Origin of the sequence: Neisseria sp. P0006.S004, assembly GCF_051963015.1 — a bacterium.
Classification (GTDB): domain Bacteria; phylum Pseudomonadota; class Gammaproteobacteria; order Burkholderiales; family Neisseriaceae; genus Neisseria.
Map to the genome: position 1 here is coordinate 59,488 of NZ_JBQCUS010000007.1, position 21,999 is coordinate 81,486.

General features: G+C 53.1%; 24 protein-coding genes and 1 pseudogene. 10 read left to right on the plus strand and 15 right to left on the minus strand.

Annotated features, from left to right (window positions below; genetic code table 11):
• Positions 1-10 precede the first annotated feature (10 nt).
• The 4 genes and pseudogenes from ACTHR2_RS09440 to argG form a co-directional block, all read right to left on the minus strand.
• Positions 11-460 carry a DUF3290 domain-containing protein gene (locus ACTHR2_RS09440; RefSeq protein WP_049336847.1) on the minus strand — a complete coding sequence of 150 codons (450 nt, stop codon included), beginning with the start codon at positions 458-460 and terminating at the stop codon, positions 11-13.
• A 129-nt stretch (positions 461-589) separates the two neighbouring features.
• A pseudogene (locus tag ACTHR2_RS09445) lies at positions 590-806 on the minus strand (hypothetical protein).
• Positions 799-1,014: a DUF4177 domain-containing protein gene (locus tag ACTHR2_RS09450; protein ID WP_003749376.1), complete on the minus strand. Its 216-nt coding sequence runs from the start codon at positions 1,012-1,014 to the stop codon at positions 799-801. Before ACTHR2_RS09450 ends, ACTHR2_RS09445 begins: the two are co-directional and overlap by 8 nt.
• A gap of 45 nt (positions 1,015-1,059) precedes the next feature.
• The gene (gene argG / locus ACTHR2_RS09455) at positions 1,060-2,403 is read right to left on the minus strand and encodes an argininosuccinate synthase (RefSeq protein ID WP_440375658.1); all 1,344 of its coding nucleotides are present in this window, start codon (positions 2,401-2,403) and stop codon (positions 1,060-1,062) included.
• Between the two features lie 110 nt (positions 2,404-2,513).
• On the opposite strand from argG, the gene ACTHR2_RS09460 reads away from it, so the two are divergent.
• The 3 genes from ACTHR2_RS09460 to ACTHR2_RS09470 are packed head-to-tail and all read left to right on the plus strand — an operon-like array spanning position 2,514 to position 4,903.
• Positions 2,514-3,314: a competence/damage-inducible protein A gene (locus ACTHR2_RS09460; RefSeq protein ID WP_440375659.1), complete on the plus strand. Its 801-nt coding sequence runs from the start codon at positions 2,514-2,516 to the stop codon at positions 3,312-3,314.
• Positions 3,314-3,940, plus strand: a complete 627-nt coding sequence (locus tag ACTHR2_RS09465) for a phosphatase PAP2 family protein (protein WP_440375660.1) — start codon at positions 3,314-3,316, stop codon at positions 3,938-3,940. Before ACTHR2_RS09460 ends, ACTHR2_RS09465 begins: the two co-directional genes overlap by 1 nt.
• 12 nt (positions 3,941-3,952) lie before the next feature.
• Complete coding sequence (locus tag ACTHR2_RS09470) at positions 3,953-4,903, plus strand: YheT family hydrolase (RefSeq protein WP_440375661.1); 951 nt, start codon at positions 3,953-3,955, stop codon at positions 4,901-4,903.
• A 95-nt stretch (positions 4,904-4,998) separates the two neighbouring features.
• Here ACTHR2_RS09470 and ACTHR2_RS09475 read toward each other — a convergent pair whose 3' ends face one another.
• The 6 genes from ACTHR2_RS09475 to ACTHR2_RS09500 form a co-directional block, all read right to left on the minus strand.
• Positions 4,999-5,292: a helix-turn-helix domain-containing protein gene (locus ACTHR2_RS09475; RefSeq protein ID WP_003684039.1), complete on the minus strand. Its 294-nt coding sequence runs from the start codon at positions 5,290-5,292 to the stop codon at positions 4,999-5,001.
• Between the two features lie 405 nt (positions 5,293-5,697).
• Positions 5,698-6,498: a type I methionyl aminopeptidase gene (gene map, locus ACTHR2_RS09480; RefSeq protein ID WP_223168821.1), complete on the minus strand. Its 801-nt coding sequence runs from the start codon at positions 6,496-6,498 to the stop codon at positions 5,698-5,700.
• 42 nt (positions 6,499-6,540) lie between these two features.
• Positions 6,541-7,146, minus strand: a complete 606-nt coding sequence (locus ACTHR2_RS09485; protein WP_263338757.1) for a hypothetical protein — start codon at positions 7,144-7,146, stop codon at positions 6,541-6,543.
• A 67-nt stretch (positions 7,147-7,213) separates the two neighbouring features.
• Positions 7,214-7,825, minus strand: coding sequence for a BON domain-containing protein (locus ACTHR2_RS09490; RefSeq protein WP_039862284.1), 612 nt, complete (start codon positions 7,823-7,825; stop codon positions 7,214-7,216).
• 73 nt (positions 7,826-7,898) lie between these two features.
• Positions 7,899-8,492, minus strand: coding sequence for a phosphoheptose isomerase (locus ACTHR2_RS09495; protein ID WP_107724192.1), 594 nt, complete (start codon positions 8,490-8,492; stop codon positions 7,899-7,901).
• Positions 8,493-8,496: 4 nt separating this feature from the next.
• Positions 8,497-8,844 carry a YraN family protein gene (locus ACTHR2_RS09500; RefSeq protein ID WP_128581357.1) on the minus strand — a complete coding sequence of 116 codons (348 nt, stop codon included), beginning with the start codon at positions 8,842-8,844 and terminating at the stop codon, positions 8,497-8,499.
• A gap of 65 nt (positions 8,845-8,909) precedes the next feature.
• Between ACTHR2_RS09500 and rsmI the strand changes: the two genes are divergently transcribed.
• Complete coding sequence (gene rsmI / locus ACTHR2_RS09505; RefSeq protein ID WP_128581356.1) at positions 8,910-9,788, plus strand: 16S rRNA (cytidine(1402)-2'-O)-methyltransferase; 879 nt, start codon at positions 8,910-8,912, stop codon at positions 9,786-9,788.
• A 156-nt stretch (positions 9,789-9,944) separates the two neighbouring features.
• On the opposite strand, the gene ACTHR2_RS09510 is transcribed toward rsmI, so the two are convergent.
• From ACTHR2_RS09510 to ACTHR2_RS09520, 3 genes are all read right to left on the minus strand, one after another.
• On the minus strand, positions 9,945-10,754 hold the full coding sequence (locus ACTHR2_RS09510) for an alpha/beta hydrolase (RefSeq protein ID WP_263338745.1): 810 nt from the start codon (positions 10,752-10,754) through the stop codon (positions 9,945-9,947).
• Between the two features lie 108 nt (positions 10,755-10,862).
• Positions 10,863-11,852, minus strand: a complete 990-nt coding sequence (locus ACTHR2_RS09515) for a peptidylprolyl isomerase (RefSeq protein ID WP_254321163.1) — start codon at positions 11,850-11,852, stop codon at positions 10,863-10,865.
• Entirely contained in the window at positions 11,849-14,248 is a 2,400-nt protein-coding gene (locus ACTHR2_RS09520) for an LPS-assembly protein LptD (RefSeq protein ID WP_440375662.1), read from the minus strand. Before ACTHR2_RS09520 ends, ACTHR2_RS09515 begins: the two co-directional genes overlap by 4 nt.
• 69 nt (positions 14,249-14,317) lie before the next feature.
• On the opposite strand from ACTHR2_RS09520, the gene amgK reads away from it, so the two are divergent.
• Positions 14,318-15,322 (plus strand): N-acetylmuramate/N-acetylglucosamine kinase AmgK, encoded by a 1,005-nt coding sequence (gene amgK / locus ACTHR2_RS09525; protein ID WP_440375663.1) that lies wholly within the window; start codon positions 14,318-14,320, stop codon positions 15,320-15,322.
• Positions 15,323-15,404: 82 nt separating this feature from the next.
• The gene (gene mnmG, locus ACTHR2_RS09530; RefSeq protein ID WP_440375664.1) at positions 15,405-17,300 is read left to right on the plus strand and encodes a tRNA uridine-5-carboxymethylaminomethyl(34) synthesis enzyme MnmG; all 1,896 of its coding nucleotides are present in this window, start codon (positions 15,405-15,407) and stop codon (positions 17,298-17,300) included.
• Between the two features lie 157 nt (positions 17,301-17,457).
• On the opposite strand, the gene ACTHR2_RS09535 is transcribed toward mnmG, so the two are convergent.
• Together ACTHR2_RS09535 and ACTHR2_RS09540 are read right to left on the minus strand one after the other, a co-directional pair.
• Positions 17,458-18,045 carry a GNAT family N-acetyltransferase gene (locus ACTHR2_RS09535; protein ID WP_440375665.1) on the minus strand — a complete coding sequence of 196 codons (588 nt, stop codon included), beginning with the start codon at positions 18,043-18,045 and terminating at the stop codon, positions 17,458-17,460.
• 95 nt (positions 18,046-18,140) lie between these two features.
• Positions 18,141-18,731, minus strand: coding sequence for a 5-formyltetrahydrofolate cyclo-ligase (locus ACTHR2_RS09540; protein WP_440375666.1), 591 nt, complete (start codon positions 18,729-18,731; stop codon positions 18,141-18,143).
• Between the two features lie 78 nt (positions 18,732-18,809).
• Between ACTHR2_RS09540 and ACTHR2_RS09545 the strand changes: the two genes are divergently transcribed.
• The 4 genes from ACTHR2_RS09545 to pyrH all read left to right on the plus strand — a co-directional run bounded on the left by ACTHR2_RS09545 (position 18,810) and on the right by pyrH (position 21,874).
• Positions 18,810-19,052: a hypothetical protein gene (locus tag ACTHR2_RS09545; RefSeq protein ID WP_440375667.1), complete on the plus strand. Its 243-nt coding sequence runs from the start codon at positions 18,810-18,812 to the stop codon at positions 19,050-19,052.
• A 177-nt stretch (positions 19,053-19,229) separates the two neighbouring features.
• Complete coding sequence (rpsB, locus tag ACTHR2_RS09550; protein ID WP_002230071.1) at positions 19,230-19,958, plus strand: 30S ribosomal protein S2; 729 nt, start codon at positions 19,230-19,232, stop codon at positions 19,956-19,958.
• Positions 19,959-20,081: 123 nt separating this feature from the next.
• Positions 20,082-20,936: a translation elongation factor Ts gene (gene tsf, locus ACTHR2_RS09555; protein WP_440375668.1), complete on the plus strand. Its 855-nt coding sequence runs from the start codon at positions 20,082-20,084 to the stop codon at positions 20,934-20,936.
• Positions 20,937-21,154: 218 nt separating this feature from the next.
• The gene (pyrH, locus tag ACTHR2_RS09560) at positions 21,155-21,874 is read left to right on the plus strand and encodes a UMP kinase (RefSeq protein ID WP_003708812.1); all 720 of its coding nucleotides are present in this window, start codon (positions 21,155-21,157) and stop codon (positions 21,872-21,874) included.
• The last annotated feature ends 125 nt before the right edge of the window (positions 21,875-21,999 follow it).

The following is a 21,999-nucleotide window of genomic DNA, read 5'->3' on the forward strand; positions in this document are numbered from 1 at the left end:
GTGTATCCTGTTATTCTTTATCGATGAGTTCGATATTGTTGTTGACCAAATTGATGGGTGTCAGCGTGTAGGCGGAGAAGTCTTGATTGAAATGGACTTCGTAGTATTGGTTTTTGATGCCGATAATCATGCCGTTGAACAGGCGCGTGCTGTTGACGATGATGTCTTGTTTTTCAACTTTTTGGTTTTCAATCAAGGCATTGAGAAAACCCACCATGCGCGAAGTATCGGCGGCAAAGTTTTGACGCTCGCTGTATGAAAGATATTGCGTGCCGCAGATGAGAATGAGCAACAACAGCGCAATAATGCTCAGGTCGCGGTATTTGGTGTCCATGCGGTGGCGCAGGTATTGCGATACGGCGAGCAGGAGGATGACGAGGGCGGCGAAAATCAGGATATATTTCAAGTAGTCGTGGAAATACATATGATTTTCAAGATAAAAGTGAGAAAAGAATTTCATGGTATTTGATAAATTTGGGAAGGGTAATCAGGCCGTCTGAAACTTAAATTTCAGACGGCCTCGTCTATTAAACAAGGATGTTGCGTCAAGGTTTCGGATAAAGCATACATGGCGCTTCCCGAAGTAGTATCAGTTGATAAATCCGTCGTCCTTCATTTTTTTTTTCGGAAAAATACTGGCTGATGACCAGTAAGCTGGCCAAAATGATAATGAAAAGACCTGCCATGGTCAGGGTGATTTTGAGAAACAAATCGGCATCGACGAAGGAAAACCAAAGTTGCAAAATCAAGAGCAACACCCAGCTGACAAACAATCCGAGACAGGCATAGACGCCGAGTTTAAACACGTTCTTTTTCCAAAATGACGACGTAGGCTTCACGCACGAAAAACAGCAGCATGCGGCGTTGGTCTTTTTCCATGGTAACGACCTTCCAGCCTTGTGAAGCGTGGCTGTTGAGGAAATCGCTGAATTTGACTGGATTGATTTTGGCGCTGCCGAAAACCAAACTGGAAAGCAGGTTCTCTTGATAAATGACTGCTTTATATTCTTTCATTTTATTCCTTTGAAAAATAAGGGGGCCTTAAAGGCCCCCACGATTCTACTCTTTATTGTTTAACTGCGGCAATACGGAACCTTCGCCCAATGCCAACAAACCACTTTGCGAGTAAATACCCAGTTTGGAGCGGGTGTCGGTGATGTCGAGGTTGCGCATGGTCAGTTGGCCGATGCGGTCGAGCGGTGTGAACGCTGCGTCTTCGACTTTTTCCATACTCAGGCGTTCCGGTTGGTAGGTCAGGTTGGGTGATTCAGTGTTCAGAATCGAGTAGTCGTTGCCGCGACGCAGTTCAAGGGTAACTTCGCCGGTAATGGCTTTGGCGACCCAGCGTTGGGCGGTTTCGCGCAACATGAGGGCTTGGCTGTCAAACCAGCGGCCTTGGTAGAGCAGGCGGCCGAGGCGCAGGCCGTTGATGCGGTATTGTTCGATGGTATCTTCGTTGTGGATGCCGGTCACCAAACGTTCGTAGGCGATGTGGAACAACGCCATGCCTGGGGCTTCGTAGATGCCGCGCGATTTGGCTTCGATAATGCGGTTTTCGATTTGGTCGCTCATGCCCAAGCCGTGACGGCCGCCGATGCGGTTGGCTTCGAGGAAGAGTTCGACAGGGTCGGCGTATTCTTTGCCGTTTAATGCAACCGGCACGCCTTCTTCAAAGCGTACGCTGACTTCTTCGGGTTTGACTTCGACGCTTTCGTCCCAGAAGGCAACGCCCATGATGGGCTTAACGATTTTGATGCCGCTGTTGAGGAATTCCAAGTCTTTGGCTTCGTGGGTGGCACCCAGCATGTTGGAGTCGGTAGAGTAGGCTTTTTCAACCGACATTTTGTAGTTGAAGCCGTTGGCAATCAGAAATTCGCTCATTTCGTGACGGCCGCCGAGTTCGTCGATAAATTGTTGGTCGAGCCAGGGTTTGTAGATTTTCAGCGCCGGGTTGGTCAACAGGCCGTAGCGGTAGAAACGCTCGATGTCGTTGCCTTTATAAGTGCTGCCGTCGCCCCAGATATTCACATCGTCTTCTTTCATGGCGGAAACGAGCATGGTGCCGGTCACGGCGCGGCCCAGAGGCGTGGTGTTGAAGTAGGCGATGCCGCCGGTGGAAACGTGGAACGCGCCGCATTGGATGGCGGCGATGCCCTCGTGTGCCAACTGCGCGCGGCAGTCAATCAGGCGGGCATTTTCTGCGCCGTATTCCATCGCTTTTTTAGGAATGGCGTTGTAATCGTCTTCGTCAGGTTGGCCGAGGTTGGCGGTGTAGGCGTAAGGCAGTGCGCCTTTGAGTTTCATCCACAGCAGTGCGGCAGAGGTATCAAGACCGCCGGAGAAGGCGATGCCGACTTTTTGACCGACGGGGAGATTTTGTAAAATGGTATGGTTTTGGCTCATTGGGATTCCTCCAGACTTGAAAAGTTGAAACCATTATCTTATAAATGGAATACATTGTCAGCAATTAGGCCGTCTGAATGTTCGGAGGGCCGTATTAAAGAAACCTCATCATGAACGCTTTTAACCTCATTATCATCGGCGACGAAATCCTGCACGGCAGCCGTCAAGACAAGCATTTCGCCTTTTTTAAATCTTTATTGGAATCGCACGGGCTGAAGCTCAATCAGGTGCAATACCTGCCTGACGAACCCGATTTGCTGGTCAAACAACTGTGCCGCAGTTTTTCAGACGGCCTGCCGACTTTCGTTACCGGAGGCATCGGTTCTACGCCTGACGACCATACGCGCCAAGCCGCCGCGGCTGCTTTGGATTTACCTGTCGTCCGCCATCCTGAAGCCGCCAAGTTTATCGAAGGTGTGACCCAAAAACGCGGCGAGCCGCTCGATTCGCCGGAACACGCCCAACGCCTGAAAATGGCAGATTTTCCCGAAGGCGCGGAATTGGTGCCCAATCCGTTTAACAACATCGCCGGATTTTCCATCCGCGAGCATTATTTCTTTCCCGGTTTCCCTGTGATGGCGCACCCGATGGCCGAATGGGTATTGGAAACTTATTACGCCGACCGCTTCAACCAAACCGAACGCGGCAGCCGCAGCGTGTATGTGTTCGACCAACCCGAATCGCGCATTACGCCGATTATGGAACATCTTGAGCGTACCTACGCCGGTGTCCGTTCGTACAGCCTGCCCACCGTGGGCCGTACCGATTCAGACGGCCGTTACACTCCGCCGCATATCGAGTTCGGCATCAAGGCGGAAGGCGAGGCCTGCCGCTTGCTGGATGCGGCGTGGGAAGATGCGTTGCAGGGTTTGCAGGCGATTGGCGCGACTTTGAAAGAAACGGTGGAATAATGCACTTATCCCCAGCCCAATCCAGACGCGCACTGGCTTTCGCTTCTTTGCTGTTTTTACCGCCGACCCTCATCATCGGCATTTGGCTGGCGCAATATGGCGGCTTCGCTTTTGAGCCGCCGCTGATGCACGCCGTCCATGCTCACGCAGGCACATGGTTTGATCCGATTGCCACCGTGTTGCACTATCTGGGCAAAACCGCGATTGCCGTGCCGCTGATCGGCGCAGTCGCCGCCGCCCTGTATTTTGCCGATAAGAAGCGCGAGGCACTGTTTTGCGTGTTGGAGGCATTGGTGCCGACTTTGAACATGCTGATTGTGAAGGTATGGTTTGCCCGCGAACGTCCGCTGCTTTGGCCGCGTCTGATTGAAGAGAGCAATTTTTCTTTCCCCAGCGGCCACAGTACGTTTTCCGCCGCTATTGCCGTCATGCTGATATTGCTTTGCCGCCGCACGCGCTACCGCCGCGCCGCTTGGATAGGCGGTATTTCCTTTGCCCTGTTGACCGGGTTTTCACGCATTTATTTGGGCGTGCATTATCCCACCGACGTTTGGGCAGGCTGGACAAACGGCACGCTGACTGCCTTGCTGGTGTATATGCTCATCTTCAGGCCGTCTGAAAAATAGAAGAAATAAATCATGAATACACGTTCACCCAACACGCCTTATTGGCTCAGAAACGGCCATGCCGACACCCTGTTTGCCAAGCTGCTGCAAGGCAAGGCGCCCGACTACCGTCGCGAGCTTCTGCCCGACAGTACCGGCAAAACCCAAGTTGCCTACGATTTTGTCGACAGCACCGATCCTGATGCGCCGTTGGTGGTTTTGTTCCACGGACTGGAAGGCAGCAGCGAGAGCCATTACGCGGTTGAGTTGATGAAAGCCGTACAGCAGCGCGGTTGGAACGGCGTGGTTGCCCATTTCCGCAGTTGCGGCGGCATAGAAAACACCGCGCCCGTGTTTTACCACCTCGGCGATACGCCCGAAATCGCCTTTATGCTCAACACGCTGGCACAACGCTATTCAACCATCTACGCCGTCGGCGTTTCTTTGGGGGGCAATGCCTTGGCCAAATATTTGGGCGAGCAGGGCAGCAATGCCGTTCCGCGTGCTTCTGCCGTCGTTTCCGCGCCGGTCGATGCCGTGGCGGCCGGTACGCGTTTTGATCAGGGCATGACGCGCTTGATTTACACTCGCTATTTTTTAAATTCGCTGTTGCCGAAAGCCCAGGCGATTCCCCGGTTTCAGACGGCCTTAAGCCAGCAAAACTGCAAAACGCTTGGCGATTTTGACGACCGCTTTACCGCGCCGCTACACGGTTTTGCCGACCGCCACGATTACTACCGCCGCAATTCCTGCAAACCGTTTCTGAAAGGCGTGGATACGCCGTTGCTGTTGCTCAATGCCGTCAATGACCCTTTCCTGCCGCCGGAAGCCCTGCCGACCGGGCGGGACGTGTCCTCAGCTGTTACGCTGCTGCAACCGGCATACGGCGGTCATGTCGGCTTTGTCAGCCGCGATCAAGGCCGTCTGAATCTGCAATGGCTGCCGCAAACGGTGTTGGACTATTTCAAACAGTATCAGCCGTAAATAAAAAAGGGCATGTATGCCGACATGTCCTTAGAGTGTAGAAAGTAAAAAGGCCGTCTGAAAACGAATTTCAGACGGCCTTTTGAATGGCTTGATTATTTGCCTTTGTCGGCTTTGGCTTCTTTTTTCAGAGAAGCGTACAACTCAGGGTCGCGGTTTTTCAGCAGGGACGCGACGGCCAAGTCGTCACGGTTAACTTTAGCCAAATCTACGCGCTCAATGTGTACCAAACGCAGCAATTCGCGTACAGGTTTAGGCATGTTGCGGCCGGATTCGTAACGGGAACCACCGGATTGAGTCACACCAATGCGGCTCCAGAAGTCCATTTGGTTTAGGCCGAGTTTTTTACGGATATCGCGGATGTTTTCAATTTTTTCGAACGATTTCATGAATCTTCCTTATTGTGGTATTTGTTGCATGCCTCTAGGCATAAAAATGGGTCTGCAAGAATGCCGGCATCCCTTTTCCTGTAGGCTTTTGGGGTGATATGTGGGCGTATTGCAAATGACTGATCTAGATAATTAGACAGTATATTCGAAAGAAGTTTTCCGCTGTCTGCCATAATTTGTGTAAATATTTCTTAATTCATTATTTCGGTAAATTTTCATTATATAAATCATTAAATTATGCGTTTATCTTAAATATGGCATAAGCAAATTTTTACATAATTAAACAATTCAATTTAGATAAAAACTTAATTTCGAGTTTTTATTCGGTTTTCTAGGTTGAGAATGCGAATAAATTTCAGGCCGTCTGAATTTGTATTTTCAGACGGCCTGAAGAGTTTTTCAAGATTAAGGCTTACCGCTGGCTGGGCTGATGGTAAGGATTTCGTAGCCGGTCTCGGTAACCAAGACTTCGTGTTCCCATTGGGCGGAGAGGGAGCGGTCTTTGGTGACCACTGTCCAACCATCGTTCAGGATGCGCAGATGGCGTTTGCCTTGGTTGATCATCGGCTCGATGGTGAAAATCATGCCCGGTTTGAGGACGAGGCCCTCACCTTTGCGGCCGTAGTGGACTACTTGCGGCGCTTCGTGGAAGCCGCGGCCGATGCCGTGTCCGCAGAATTCCTGTACAACGGAGTAGCCGGCATTTTCGGCAACCTGTTGGCAGGCATAGCCGACGTCGCCGAGAGTGGCGCCGGGTTTGACCGCTTCGATACCCGCCATCATGGAGGCGTGGGTCACGTCGATCAGGCGTTGGGCAATCGGGGAGACTTTGCCGACGGTAAACATACGGCTGGAATCGCCGTGGAAGCCGTCTTTTTTAATGGTCAGGTCGATGTTGACGATGTCGCCTTCTTTCAGCGGCTTGTCGTCGGGAATGCCGTGGCAGATGACGTGGTTGACGGAGGTGCAGCAGGATTTCGGGTAAGGCGGGTTGCCGTAGTTGAGTGGGGCCGGATAACCGCCTTGAACGTTGACGTGGTAGTCGTAAACGAGTTTGTCGATTTCGTTGGTGGTTACGCCGGGTTTGACGAATTGGCCGATGTAATCGAGGGCTTCGGCGACCAAGCGGCCGAGTTCGCGCATTTTTTCGATTTCTTCGGGGGTTTTGATGATGACTTTGTCCATGAGGTTTCCTTCTTGTTTCAGACAGTATGGAGGCCGTCTGAACGGGACGGGTGTGCCGTCTGTTTAAAACAGGTTGTCGAGATTGTCTTTATTGCGCGGTTTGGCTTGTGGTTTGGCCTCGGGCTCGGCTTTCGGAGTCGGTTTGGACTCGGGGGCTTTGGCTTTTTCCGGTTTGTTTTCTACTGCTTGTGCGGTAGGTTTATTGCTTGCGGCTTTGTTTTCTACCGGCTGGCTGTCTGCTTTCGGTTTGTTTGGAGCGGCAGAACTGCTGTTGTCGGATTGTGTGTTTTCTGATTTGTCGGCTTCGGCGCGTTTGTTTTCTGTGCGTTTGCCGCGGTGTGCGGCAGGACGGTCGTTTTTTGCACCTTCTTCGGCGTTGTCGCTTTTTTCGTTTTGTGGGACGACAGGATTGCCGGAGGCGGTTTTTGCGTCGCCGTCTTTGGTAGGCTGAACGGTTTCAGGTTCGACAGTGCCGTTGGGGCGCCAAACTTCAATGCGTGTGTCGGTTTGTTCGGCAGGGCTTTTTTCGGGTACGTCGGTTTTACCGGAGTTTAGGGTGCTGAATACGCCGGCGACAAGGGCGGCGACGGCGATAAAGCTGACAAGGAATAAAGCGCGGATTAGGTGTTTGGGCTTAAGTTGGAAAGGGGGTTTATTATTCTTGGACATGATGGGGCGGGTAATCGTTGGAGGAATGGCCGTCTGAATGTTCAGACGGCCCCGGGTTGCCTGTGAATCAGTTGGCAACGTAGTTTTGATAGAGGGTCACGACTTTTTGTACGCCGACGGTCGTGCTGACTTTTTGGGTCACGCGGGCTTGTTCGTCAGGCGTGAGGATGCCCATCACATAGGTCACGTTGCCGTAAGTTACGATTTTGACGCGTGCTTGGGTGGCCGGGCTGAGGCCCAACAGGGTGGCGCGGACTTTGGATGTACCCCAAGTATCGTTGGTCACATCACCGAGCGAACGCGCTTGTGAGGCAACAGTGATGTAGTTGTACACGCCTTCTGCGGCTTGTTCGGAACGGGCAATGCGTTCAACAAATTGTTTTTCGCCTTCGGTAGCCACTTGGCCGAGCAGGAGCAGGTGGCGGTTGTAGCCGACAACGTTCAGTTTGGGCTTGTAGCCTTGGACTTGGTTGTTTTGGCGCAGGTAGGAGCGTGCGGTGGTTTCGACGCGCAAGGCCATAACGTTGTCGTCGGTTTGCGCGCCTGTGGTGCGGCGGTCGACGGCGGATTTGGTGCCGACGGCAGCACCGCCGATCAGTGCGCCGACGCAGCCGCTCAGACTCAGGCTCAAGAGGGTCGCGGTCAGAACGGGGAGGGCGTAGCGTTTGATATTCTTCATATCCTTTTCCTTGGGTATGGACGGTTGGGCGTTCAGACGGCCTTTAAGGGATGGGCCGTCTGAAAAGAAAGGGTTACATGCCTTCGAGCAGGACGGAGTCGATGCAGTCGCACATGGCGTGAATCAGCAAAATATGGTTTTCCTGAATGCGGGCAGTGCGCGGATAAGGGACGTTGAGCAAAACGTCGGTATCTTTGAGCATGGCGGCGATTTTTCCGCCGTCGCGGCCGGTCATGGCGATGACGTGCATATCGCGCTCGTGTGCCGCTTTGATGGCTTCGATGACGTTGGCGGAATTGCCGGAGGTGGAGATGCCGACCAATACGTCGCCTGCACGTCCGAGCGCGCGCACTTGTTTGCTGAATACATGGTCGAAACCGTAGTCGTTGCCGATGGCGGTCAGGGCGGAAGTGTCTGTCGTCAGCGCGACAGCGGCCAATTCCATGCGTTCTTTTTCAAAACGGCCGGTCATTTCTGCGGCGAAGTGTTGCGCGTCGGCAGCCGAACCGCCGTTGCCGCAAGCCAGGATTTTGCCGTCGTTCATCAGGCATTGCAGCATCAGCTCGGCGGCCTGTGCGGTCGGCTCGACCAGTACTTTTTCGGCTTCTTGCTTGGAGCGGATGCTCTCGGCAAAATGTGCGGAAACGCGTTCTTGTAATGTTGTCATGAGGTTAACCTGTAATATTTTGAATCCATTCGGGCGGGCCGTCGCCCTCAATCAATACCGCGTCCAGGCGGCAGGGCGCATGGTTTAACCCGTGCTTTTGCAGATAATACTCTACACTTCGTTGCAATTTCAATAATTTGGACTGCGAGATGCTGTATGCGGCACCACCGAAACCTCGGTTTTTGCGGTATTTTACTTCAACAAACACAATCGTACTGCCGTTTTTGACGATTAAATCGATTTCGCCGTAGGCGCAATGCCAGTTCCGCGCCAGCAGCGAGTAGCCTTTGCCCAGCAGGAATGCCAGCGCCGCATCTTCGGCCGCCGCCCCCTGTTTGTGGTTTAAGCGCATGAAAAGTTTACCCGTTATATAATCATTGTTTTTAAAGAGACGCCGTTTCAGACGGCCTTGAATCTATGTACACAAAACACCTGCAAAAAGCCGTCGACAGCATCGAAAAACAGACATTATACGTTGTCGCCACACCCATCGGCAATTTAGCCGACATAACGCTGCGCGCGCTGGCCGTTCTGCAAAAGGCCGACATGATCTGCGCCGAGGACACCCGTGTTACCGCCCAGCTTTTGAGTGCGTACGGTATTCAGGGTAAACTCGTGAGCGTGCGCGAACACAACGAGCAGCAAATGGCCGATAAAATCATCGCCCATCTTTCAGATGGCCTGAGCGTCGCCCAAGTTTCGGATGCGGGTACGCCTGCGGTTTGCGATCCTGGTGCGAAACTTGCCGCCCGCGTGCGCGAGGCCGGATTTAAAGTGGTGCCTGTGGTTGGCGCAAGTGCGGTCATGGGGGCGTTGAGCGTGGCCGGGGTGACGGAATCCGATTTTTACTTCAATGGTTTTCTGCCGCCTAAGGCCGGCGAACGCCAAAAGCTGCTGGCCAAATGGGCGGAATCCGATTTTCCGATTGTGATGTTTGAAACGCCGCACCGTATCGAAGCAAGTCTTGCGGATATGGCTGCACAGTTCCCCGATCGCCGTTTGACTTTGGCGCGCGAAATCACCAAAACATTTGAAACTTTCCTCAGCGGCACGGTTGCCGAAATCCAAGCCGCCCTTAAAAACGACAGCAACCAAACGCGTGGCGAGATGGTGCTGGTGTTGCACCCTGCGGTAAAAGAGAAGCACAGCGATTTGCCCGAGGCGGCGCAAAATACCATGAAAATCCTTGCGGCCGAGTTGCCGACCAAACAAGCAGCCGAGCTTGCCGCCAAGATTACCGGTGAGAATAAAAAGGCGCTGTATGATTTGGCTTTGGAATGGAAAAAGCAGGGGTAATGGCTGATTGGCAAACCGTATATCAAAGGCCGTCTGAACAATAGATTTCAGACGGCCTTTTTTGATTAGACTTTAGAGGGTTTAAAACTGATCCAATAGGTTCAAGACGCTTTGGTGTTTGCGTTTCAGACGGCCTCAATGTTTGGCAAACCTGTTTTAACGCTGCCATGCGCTACGCAAATATTCGATGCAGTCGGTCAGGGCGTAAAACGGGGCGTTGCCGTGATTGGCGTTGGGGTAGAGGGTGAAGCGGACATCCGCGCCGAGGTGGTGCAAAGTGCCGGCAAGGATTTTGGCTTGTGCAACCATGCCACGGCTGGTTTGGTCGGGGCGGTTGTTTCTGCCTTCATGTTCGCCTGCACCGAGGCGGATGCCGATTCCTTGCGGCAATGTGCCGGGCAACCAATCGAGTACACGGCGGTCTTGCCACCAGATAGACGGCGAAACCAGCAAATAATAGCGGAATCGTTCGGGGCAGGTGAACAGGGAATAGAGGCCGTACAAGGCGCCGAACGAATGGCCGAAGACGGCTTGGTTTTGGGTATCGATGCGGTATTTGCTGTTGAGCAGGGCGGAGAGTTCGTCGTCGATAAAGCGGCTGAAGCGGTCGGCTTGGCCGTATTGTTTGCGTTCGGATTCGGGCGCGTTGTCGGGCAGCGGCGGCGTGTAGTCGAGGGCGCGTTGGCTTAAGTCGCGGATGGTGCCGCCGGTGTAGCCGATGCCGACAATCAGACAGGCGGCATGGCTTTTGGTGATGGGGTTGATGAGCAGGGATTGCGCCATATTGAGGATGGCGGGGAAAAAGGCATCCCCGTCAAGAATATACAGCACGGGATAGCCGCTTGTCGGACGCTCGCCGAGTGCCGCGGCTTGAATGCGGTAGGTGCGGCCGGTGTGGGCAGAAGTAAGGGCGGTTTCTTCGGCTTGCAGCAGGGTGGCGGCTTGCCAGTTGGGGCGGATGGGCATGATGGGGTGCTTTAATCAATGGGTTACTTAAGGAAAAAAGGCCGTCTGAACAATGGATTTCAGATGGCCTTATTGTACGGATTTCTGCCTTTTTAACAATACGCGCGATTAGCGTACGTCAACGTAGGAGCTGCTGTGCAGTTCGCGCAGGAGGTTGGTGGTCGCCTGTTGCGCTTTTTGTTGGGACAGGTATTGGCGGACGGCGTTTTGTTGGCGCTCTTCAGGCGTACCTGCTTCGCGGACGTCGTTCAGCTTGATGATGTGCCAGCCGAATTGGGTGCGGACAGGGGCGCTGATTTGGCCGGGTTTAAGTTTGTGGACAGCTTCTTCAAATGGGGCAACCATCATGCCGTCGGCAAACCAGCCCAAATCGCCGCCATTGCCGGCGCTGCTGTCTTGCGAGTATTGGCGTGCCAAACCGCCGAAATCTGCGCCGCTGCGGGCTTGCGAGTAGATTTTGCGGATGGTGCTTTCTGCGCCGACGGCGGCATTGTCGTTGTCGGCTTTAATGAGGATGTGTTGGGCATGGTATTGGCGCACAGGGTCTGCTTCAGGCAGGGTGACGCCTTGTTGTTTGGCCTGCTCGATGTAGCGTGCCACTTCGGAGTCGCTCACGCGGCTGTTTTGCATGATGGCTTGTTGGCGCACTTTTTCAACAATAATGCTGTCGGCGATGTCTTGACGGACGGCGGCAGACGGATTTTTGATGTTGGGGTTGTGCGCGATAACGGCTTCGATTTCGCTATCGGTCGCTTGGATGTTGCGGCGTTTGCCTGCTTGGAGGATCAGGGATTGGTTGATCATTTGTGCCAAAACCTGTTGGCGCAGCTCGTTGGCGTCCATTTGCGTGCCTTTAGGCATGGTTTGACGCGCTTGCGCTACGGCTTGTGCGACTTGGCGGTGGGTAATGACTTCGTTGTCGACAACCGCGGCAATGCCGTCTGAAAGATGTACGCCGCTTTGTACGGCAGGCATGGTGGTGGCGCTGACGACTGGAGTTTTATTGGCACGCGCTTTGGTCGCTTTGGCTTTAGGAGCGGCGTGTGCGCCTACTGCGAGAGTGAGTGCGGCGACGAGAATCAGGGGTTTGAAGTTCATTGTTTGACTACCTCGTTGGTTTTGCTGTAACCGGGGATGGCTAAGCGGAGTTTTTCGAATGGGTTGTTGCCGATATTGCTCAAGTCTTTGAGTTGGAGGTTGAAGAATACGGCGTTTTTGTGGCTGTTTTCGCCGGTAACATAGCGTTGGCCGACCAAGCTTGCGCTCCAGCAGCCGCAGTTGCTTTTGTATTCTGCACCGATGAGCATTTCCAGCGGTTTTTTGGCTTCGATTTCGTAGTTGTAACGGGCAACGGCGTACAGGTTTTTACTCAACGGCCATTGGGCGGCAAGGTCGATTTGGCTGAGCCTGTCGTAGAAATAGTCGCCGTTGGCTTGCAGATAGATGCGCTCGTTGCGTCCGTATTTGTAGCGCGCGCTTAAAACTTTGCCGGGTTCGGGGTTGTAGGCAATCCCTGCGGCGTAGCTTTCGGCACGGCTTTGGTTTTGGTTGTAGTGGATGTCCAAGTCGATGCGGATGCTCGGGGTAATGTTGCCGTGTGCAAAGGCTACCCAGTCGGACTGGCTGCGCGGATAACGGCTGACGCTGCCGTCAGGCAGGACGCTGTCTTTTTTGAAATAAAACTTCTGGCCGATACCTGCACGGAAGAGTTCCGCACCGGTATTGGGGTTGAGGATACGGCTTTGTGTGGCCAGTGTCAGGCTGTTGGCCGAATTGATGCGGTCGTTGCCCGAATACAGGTTTTCGCGGAACAGCTGCGAGTAGCTAAAGCTGTTTTCAGAGCTGTCGAAATTAGGCAGGTCGTTTTGGGACTTGGTCGGAATGTAGTTGTAAAACAGGCGCGGTTCAAGCGTTTGCAGGTATTCCCCGCCGAAGAGCTGGGCCCTGCGCTCGAAAGTCAGGCCGCTGTCGACGTTGATAATCGGCAGGACGCGGCTGACATTGCGGCCGCTTTGACCATTGAAGCTGTTGAGGCTGTAATAAGTGGCATGTACGCCGACTTTAGGCCGGATGTAGCCCCATTGGTTGTGGAAATCCCATTTGACGCTCGGGTAGAGTACTACGCGGCTGCCGTCTTGCTTGGTATCGTGGTCAAAGCGGGTGAATTGGCCTAATACGTTAAGTTGCGCCTTGCCGATATGGCTTTGCCAACGGCCGGTCAGGCGGGGCATGATGGCATAAGGCTCGTCTTTATAACCGTCTTGGTTGGCAAGCGTTTGGTATTTTTGTACGCGCAACGAGCCGTCGAAGCTGCCGCCTAGCAGTTTGTCGCTGTAATTGAGCCATGCCTGACGGTCAAGGTTGACGTTGCGCGCAATGTCTTCGCGGCCGTAGAAGTCGCGGTAGTAATCGTCATCGGAAACTTGGTTGTAGTCGATGCCGCCGCTGATTTTGCTGTTCAGCTGCTGCTGGTGTTTCCATTTAAACTGGTAGCGGTTGTTGTGGACGCTTTTTTGGTCGTTGGGCATCCAGTCGCCATCGACTTCGCCGCTGTAATTCGGTTGCAGATAACGGACTTGGCCGCCCAGTTGCACGCCGCGTTTGCTGATGATGCCCGGGCGGATGGTGGCATCCAAATTTGGGGCAAGGTTGAAGTAGTAGGGCAGGCTCAGCTCAAGGCCGTCTGAACCCGTGGCAATGGTCGGAACGAGCAGGCCGCTTTTGCGGTTGCCGTTGATGGGAAAGTCCGCCCAAGGCGTGTAGAGGACGGGGACGCCGCCGAATACCAGCGAAGCGTGTTTGGCCACGCCGATACCTGTCGATTCATCGGCTTCAATGCTTTGCGCTTGGATATACCAGCTGGCATCGCCGGGCGAACAGGTGTTGAATTTGGTATTGATGAGTTTGTAGAGGCCTTTGCCTTTGAGTTCGGCTTTTTCACTGACACTTTGAAGGTGGCGGCCGCCTTGTTCGGTATTGAGGCGCACGGCGGTGCCGGAACCGGTTTGGTCTTTGAGGTTGTAAACCAATTGGTCGCCGGATACGGTCGAACCGTTTTGATACAGGGTAAAGCGGTCGCCGGCGGTAACGGTGTCGGTGGCTTGGTCGTATTGCGCCCAATCGGCGTTGAGAACATCGGCATTGCGCTCGACAATGACGTCGCCTTCGGCACGGACGCCGACTTGGGTCTGACCTTCTATTTTATCGGCGTTGACGCGGGTGTAATCGGCAGGCAGGGCAGGCTCGCCGCTGCGTTTGATTTCGGCGGTTTCGGCCGGCTTGGCATCTTCGTGGTCGCAAAACAGGCAAGTGCTGCCCAAAGAAAGCGGATCGGCTTCGCTTTGGCTGGTTTTTGCCGGTTTGGATGCAGCAGTGTGGGCAGGGGTATAGTCTTCCGCCTGCGGAACAGAAGCATCTTCCGCGCGCACGGCTGTTGCGCCAAAGCCCATAATTAAGGCGAGTACCAAGGGTTTGAGTGAAAATAAACGAGCCAAAATCGCCCCTTAAATCGGTTTGCCAGTTAGAATAGCGGTTATTGTAACCTGAAATTCTGCGATACCGCTATGCAACGACAAACCGAATTACAAAACTGGCTGGAGTCTGTTTACCCGAACCAGCCGTTCGAATTGAGCTTTGCGGCAGCCGATGCCGACTTCCGCCGTTATTTCCGCGCAACGTTTTCAGACGGACAGACCGTTATCTGTATGGATGCGCCTCCTGAGAAGATGAGTGTTGCGCCTTATTTGAAAGTGCAAAAACTGTTTAACATGGTCAATGTGCCGCAAGTGCTTCATGTGGATGAAGCGTTGGGCTTTATGGTGTTGAACGATTTGGGCAATACCACATTCCTGACCGCCATGAATCAGGAAAACAGTGAAACCGCCCACAAAGCCCTGCTGCTCGAAGCCATCGACGAACTGATCGAACTGCAAAAAGCCAGTCAGCCCGGCAAACTGCCGGAATACGACCGCGAAGTCATGCTGCGCGAGATTAACTTGTTCCCCGAATGGTTTGTAGCCAAAGAATTGGGCCGCAAGCTGACCTTCAAACAACGCCAGTTGTGGCAGCAAACCGTCGATACGCTGCTGCCGCCCTTGTTGGCTCAGCCCAAAGTGTATGTTCACCGCGACTTTATCGTCCGCAATCTGATGCTGGCAAAAGGCCGCCCGGGCGTGTTGGACTTCCAAGACGCGCTTTACGGCCCGATTTCCTATGATTTGGTGTCGCTGCTGCGCGATGCATTTATCGAATGGGAAGAAGAATTTGTATTGGACTTGGTCATCCGTTACTGGGAAAAAGCACGCGCTGCCGAGTTACCTGTACCTGCCGAGTTTGACGAGTTCTACCGCTGGTTTGAATGGATGGGTGTACAACGCCATTTGAAAGTGGCCGGTATTTTTGCCCGCCTGTACTACCGCGACGGCAAAGACAAATACCGCCCTGAAATCCCGCGCTTCTTGAACTATTTGCGCCGTGTATCCCGCCGTTACAACGATTTGGCGCCGCTTTATGCGTTGCTGGTCGAATTGGTCGGCGATGACGAATTGGAAACAGGCTATACCTTCTAAGCTTGGTTTTAAGATTTGATTCCACTTTTCAGACGGTCTGATCAACAAAAGGCCGTCTGAAACCTTTACAGAACACATAAAAATGACTTACATGATTTACCCCAAAACCTACGACGTGATTGTCGTCGGTGGCGGCCATGCCGGTACCGAAGCCGCGCTTGCCGCCGCACGCATGGGTGCGCAAACCCTGCTGCTCTCACACAACATCGAAACCCTCGGCCAAATGTCGTGCAACCCTTCCATCGGCGGTATCGGCAAAGGCCACCTCGTACGCGAACTCGACGCGCTCGGCGGCGCAATGGCATTGGCAACCGACAAATCCGGTATCCAGTTCCGCCGCTTGAACGCCAGCAAAGGCGCGGCAGTGCGAGCCACGCGCGCGCAGGCTGACCGTATCCTATATAAAGCCGCCATCCGAGAAATGTTGGAAAACCAAGAAAACCTCGACCTTTTCCAACAAGCCGTCGAAGACGTCACGCTCGATGGAGAACGCATCAGCGGCGTGGTTACCGCGATGGGCGTGGAGTTTAAAGCACGCGCCGTCGTATTGACCGCCGGCACGTTTTTGTCCGGCAAAATCCACATCGGTTTGGAAAACTACGAAGGCGGCCGCGCCGGTGATCCCGCCGCCAAATCCTTGGGCGGCCGTTTGCGTGAATTGAACCTGCCGCAAGGCCGTCTGAAAACCGGCACGCCACCGCGTATCGACGGACGCACGATTGACTTCTCCCAACTGACCGAACAGCCCGGCGACACACCCGTTCCCGTAATGTCCGTACGCGGCAGCGCCGATATGCATCCTCGCCAAGTGTCCTGCTGGATTACGCATACCAACACGCAAACCCACGACATCATCCGCTCAGGCTTCGACCGCAGCCCGATGTTTACCGGCAAAATCGAAGGCGTAGGTCCGCGTTATTGTCCGTCTATTGAAGACAAAATCAACCGCTTCGCCGACAAAGACAGCCACCAGATTTTCCTCGAACCCGAAGGCCTAACCACGCACGAATACTACCCCAACGGTATCTCCACCAGCCTGCCGTTCGACATCCAAATCGCCCTCGTGCGCAGCATGAAAGGCCTCGAAAACGCCCATATCCTGCGCCCAGGCTACGCCATCGAATACGACTACTTCGACCCGCGCAACCTCAAAGCCAGCCTCGAAACCAAAACCATCCAAGGCCTCTTTTTCGCCGGACAAATCAACGGCACGACCGGCTACGAAGAAGCCGCCGCACAAGGCCTGCTCGCAGGCGCAAACGCCGTGCAATACATCCGCGAACAAGACCCACTCCTGCTGCGCCGCGAACAAGCCTATCTCGGTGTATTGGTGGACGACCTCATCACCAAAGGCGTGAACGAGCCTTACCGAATGTTCACCAGCCGCGCCGAATACCGCCTGCAACTTAGGGAAGACAACGCCGATATGCGCCTGACCGAAGACGGTTACAAAATCGGCTTGGTGGGTGAAGAGCAATGGCGTATGTTCAACGAAAAACGCGAAGCCATCGAACGCGAAATCCAACGTTTGAAAACAACGTGGTACACGCCGCAAAAACTCGCCGAAGAAGAGCAGCTGCGCGTATTCGGCCAAAAACTCAGCCGCGAAGCCAACCTGCACGACCTCCTGCGCCGTCCGAACCTCGACTACGCCGCGCTGATGACCCTGCCCGACGCCCAACCTGAAGCCGCACTTGCCGACAGCGTAGTCGAACAAGTCGAAATCCAAGTCAAATACCAAGGCTATATCGACCGCCAAAACGAAGAAATCGACAGCCGCCGCGACATCGAAACCTTAAAGCTGCCTGAGGATATCGATTACAGTAAAGTTAAAGGTTTGTCCGCCGAAGTGCAGCAAAAGCTCAACCAGCACAAACCCGAAACCGTCGGTCAAGCCAGCCGCATCTCCGGCGTCACGCCTGCCGCCGTCGCATTGCTGATGGTGCATTTGAAACGCGGATTTAAAGATGCTAAGTAAGGTTTAATCCGAATAAAGGCCGTCTGAAAGTTTCAGACGGCCTTTATTTATCAGGAGATTGACGGTGTTGCACCTTATTTCATTAATTTTTTAAAGAGTTCGGATTGTCAGCAAGATGGGCGTGTTCTGATGAAAAAATGAAGAAGAAAACGTTTTTTCAGGACGCGTCATAAGCTGCCGCTTTTTCGAGCAGTTTTACCCTTGCCTGTGGCCATTCCTCACGCAGCAGGCTGTATTCAACCGTATCGCGCACGCTGCCGTCTTTCCGCAGCTTGTGGCAGCGCAAGATGCCGTCTTGGTGTGCGCCCAAGCGTTCGATGGCGCGTTGGGAGACGGTGTTGAGGTTGTCGGTCTGCCAGCAGACGCAACGGCAGTTTAAAGTGTCGAAAACGTAGTCGAGCAACATGATTTTGCAGGCGGTATTGATACGCGTGCGCCGTGCCGACAGGGCATACCATGTGAAACCGATGTAGAGGCGTGGGATGGTGGGGTCGATGTGGTAAAGCGAAGTCGAGCCGATAATTTTTCCCGTGTCTTCGTCGATGACGGCAAAGGCGAGGCGGGTTTGTATGGCGGTGCGGATATAGTCAGCTACTTGGTGGGGTTCGGGCGCGGTGGTTACGTTCAGCTTCCAAACTTCGCCGTCGCAAACTGCTTCGCGCAAACCGGCTTCGTGTGCCGTTGTTAAAGGTTCGAGACGGACGCGGTCGAAGGATAAAACGGGAGTGGATGAGAAATCAGTCATGGGGGTTTCCTTTGTATTTGATGGTTTGAGTTTTCAGACGGCCTTTTATAGTGTCTTAACGGACGGCATCTCTGAGGTCGTCTGAAAGCTATTGATTAATGATGTTTGAACATCAGCACGCCCGACTCCGATACAAACCCGTTCAGCGGCAGGTCGTGGGGTTCGGTCGGCAGTGTGTCGGTCAGTTGGCAGCCGAAGCCTACGCCCAGGGTTTGGGTTTGCAGGCGGTATTTCACGGCGGAGAGGGTGGCGTCGTAATAGCCGCCGGCTTGTCCGAGGCGGTAGCCGCGTTTGTCGATGCCGACGATGGGGACAATCAGTAGGCTGAGTTGGTGGACGCGGATTTTTTTGCCGGTAAATTGGGGTACGCTCAATTTGGCGCGGCCGCGTTTGCGTTCTTGTTTGGCACCGTCGGCAGGGTAGGGGGTAAACCACATCCGCCGCGTGTTCGGTTCGATATAGGGCAGGTAGAGTTTTGCGCCGCGTTTTTGTGCGGCACGGACAAAGCCGTCCAATCGCAATTCCTTGCCCATCGGCCAATACACGCCGATTTTCCGTCCTTTTTTGATGTAGGGCTTGAGCAGGCGGTTGATGGTTTCGGTGGCGGCGTTTCGCTCGTCTGTGCTCATTTGGGCGCGTGCGCGGCGGAACTGTTTGCGTAATGCCGATTTTTCGGGATTCCTCATTTTCAGACGGCCTTTCGGGATTGCGGTAGAATGTTGCGATTATAACGATTTTGTTAACATTCAAACAGGACGCACACGATGTGGCATATTGTCGCCATCGGCTATCTTTTTGTTGCCGTGATGTTTTCCGCCGCGCAGCCGAGTATTGCGCGCGCGTTGATTTATTTGTTTTTTTGGGCGGTGTTGCCCACTGTGTTCACAGTCTTTGTCGTGATCATCCGCCGCCGCAACCGCCTGATGAAACGGCAGGAGCAGGCGGAGTTTGAGGCGGCCCGACAAAAGGCGGTACAGGCGGATGAAAAACAGGACGGAAAGGTATAAAATCCCTTTTCAGACGGCCTCTTATCCGCTATAATCCATAAGTTTTCCATTTCGGAAACACTCTTTTATTTTTTAAAACTTATGCCCACTTTCGCCGAAGGGTGCTTGACAATAGGCGCCGCCTATCAAGTTCTATGCGATTGAATGTGTGCTCTTTAACCCTTTCAAGGAAATAACATGTCTCAAATTACTATGCGTCAGATGATTGAAGCCGGTGTTCACTTCGGTCACCAAACCCGTTTCTGGAACCCGAAAATGGCTCAATACATTTTCGGTGCGCGCAACAAAATCCATATCGTAAACTTGGAAAAAACCCTGCCGATGTTCCAAGAGGCGCAAGAAGCCGTACGTCGTCTGGTTGCCAACAAAGGTACAGTATTGTTCGTAGGTACCAAACGCCAAGCCCGCGACATCATCCGCGAAGAAGCTACCCGTGCCGGTATGCCTTTCGTTGATTACCGCTGGTTGGGTGGCATGCTGACTAACTACAAAACCGTTAAGCAATCCATCAAACGCTTGGAAGAAAAAACTGCTGCCCTGGAAAACGCTGCCGAAGGCGGTTTCAACAAAAAAGAAATTCTGGAAATGCAACGCGACGTTGAAAAACTGGAACGTTCTTTGGGCGGTATCAAAAACATGAAAGGCCTGCCTGACGCGATTTTCGTTATCGATACCGGCTACCAAAAAGGTACTCTGGTTGAAGCTGAAAAATTGGGCATCCCTGTTATCGCCGTAGTCGATACCAACAACAGCCCTGACGGCGTGAAATACGTTATCCCTGGTAACGATGACTCCGCTAAAGCTATCCGCCTGTACTGCCGCGGCATCGCTGACGCAGTTTTGGAAGGCAAAAACCAAGCGCTGCAAGAAACTGTAGCCGCTGCCCAAGAAGCTGCTGCCGAGTAATTCGGTACACAGAAGAGGGGCGTTATGCCCCTTTTCTCAAATCCCGTTCTGAAATCCGTTTCAGACGGCCACTATTTCCAAACACGGCAATGGCCGTGTTCCCAAAAATCTAGGAGATTCAAAATGGCAGAAATTACTGCAAAAATGGTTGCCGACCTGCGCGCCGCTACCGGCCTGGGCATGATGGAATGCAAAAAAGCCTTGGTTGAAGCTGAAGGCAACTTCGACAAAGCCGAAGAAATCCTGCGTATTAAATCTGGTGCGAAAGCCGGTAAACTGGCTGGCCGTACTGCTGCCGAAGGCGTATTGGCTTATGCAATCAACGGTAATGTTGGTGCATTGGTTGAAGTAAACTGCGAAACCGACTTCGTTGCTAAAGACGCCGGCTTCGTAGAATTTGCCAACTTCGTTGCTAAAACTGCTGCTGAGAAAAAACCGGCTTCTGTTGAAGAACTGAGCGAACTGGTTGAAGCAGAACGCAAAGCCATCATCGCTAAATTGGGCGAGAACATGTCTGTTCGCCGCTTCCAAGTGATTGACACTGCCAACCAACTGGTTGCCTACATCCACGGTGCTTTGGCTACCGAAGGCGTATTGGTTGAGTATAAAGGCTCTGAAGACGTAGCACGCAAAATCGGTATGCACATCGTTGCCGCTAAACCACAATGCGTAAGCGAAGCCGAAGTAGATGCTGGAACCGTTGAAAAAGAACGCCACATCTACACCGAACAAGCTATCGCTTCCGGCAAACCTGCCGACATCGCCGCTAAAATGGTTGAAGGCCGTATCCGCAAATTCTTGGCTGAAATCACTCTGAACGGCCAAGCGTTCGTGATGAACCCTGACCAAACTGTTGCCCAATTCGCTAAAGAAAACGGCACTGAAGTGATCAGCTTCGTACGCTACAAAGTAGGCGACGGTATCGAGAAAGCTGTTGTTGACTACGCAGCCGAAGTTGCTGCCGCTGCTAAAGTGTAAGGCACTTATGAAAAAGAAAGCACCTAGATTCCAAACGAATCAGGGTGCTTTTTTTTGAGAAAACCGTTTACGGTACCTATTTTAAGACGGCTGAATATAAAGGCCGTCTGAAAACAAAACAATAATAGAACGACACACAATATCATTGTAATCCGACCGTTTGAAAATTCAGACGGCCCGAACTCCGACCGACGACATTCAAGAAAGCAAGGTATCCCATGACACAGCAAATCAAATACAAACGCGTATTACTGAAACTCTCCGGCGAATCCCTGATGGGTTCCGATCCGTTCGGCATCAATCACGATACCATCGTTCAAACTGTCGGCGAAATTGCCGAAATCGTGAGAATGGGCGTGCAAGTCGGTATCGTTGTCGGCGGCGGTAACATTTTCCGTGGCGTATCTGCACAAGCGGGCAGCATGGACCGCGCCACTGCCGACTACATGGGCATGATGGCAACCGTGATGAACGCGTTGGCACTCAAAGACGCATTTGAAACTTTGGGCATCAAAGCGCGCGTACAATCCGCACTGTCTATGCAGCAAATCGCTGAAACTTACGCCCGTCCTAAAGCCATTCAATATTTGGAAGAAGGCAAAGTCGTGATTTTTGCCGCCGGTACCGGTAACCCATTCTTCACGACCGACACTGCCGCTGCATTGCGCGGCGCGGAAATGAACTGCGACGTGATGCTCAAAGCCACCAACGTTGACGGCGTGTACACCGCAGACCCGAAAAAAGACCCATCTGCAACACGCTACGAAACCATTACTTTTGACGAAGCCTTGTTGAAAAACCTCAAAGTGATGGATGCCACCGCTTTCGCCCTCTGCCGCGAACGCAAACTCAATATCGTGGTATTCGGAATTGCTAAAGAAGGCTCGCTCAAACGCGTAGTAACCGGTGAAAACGAAGGTACACTGGTTCACTGCTAATCATTGAAAGGCCGTCTGAAACAGCCGAACGGGATACATTCGGCTTTCAGACGGCCTTTTATTTTCAGTCGGTTGCGTGGGTATTGGCTCATGGTTTGAAAAGGTTAAGAGCTTGCTTGACCATA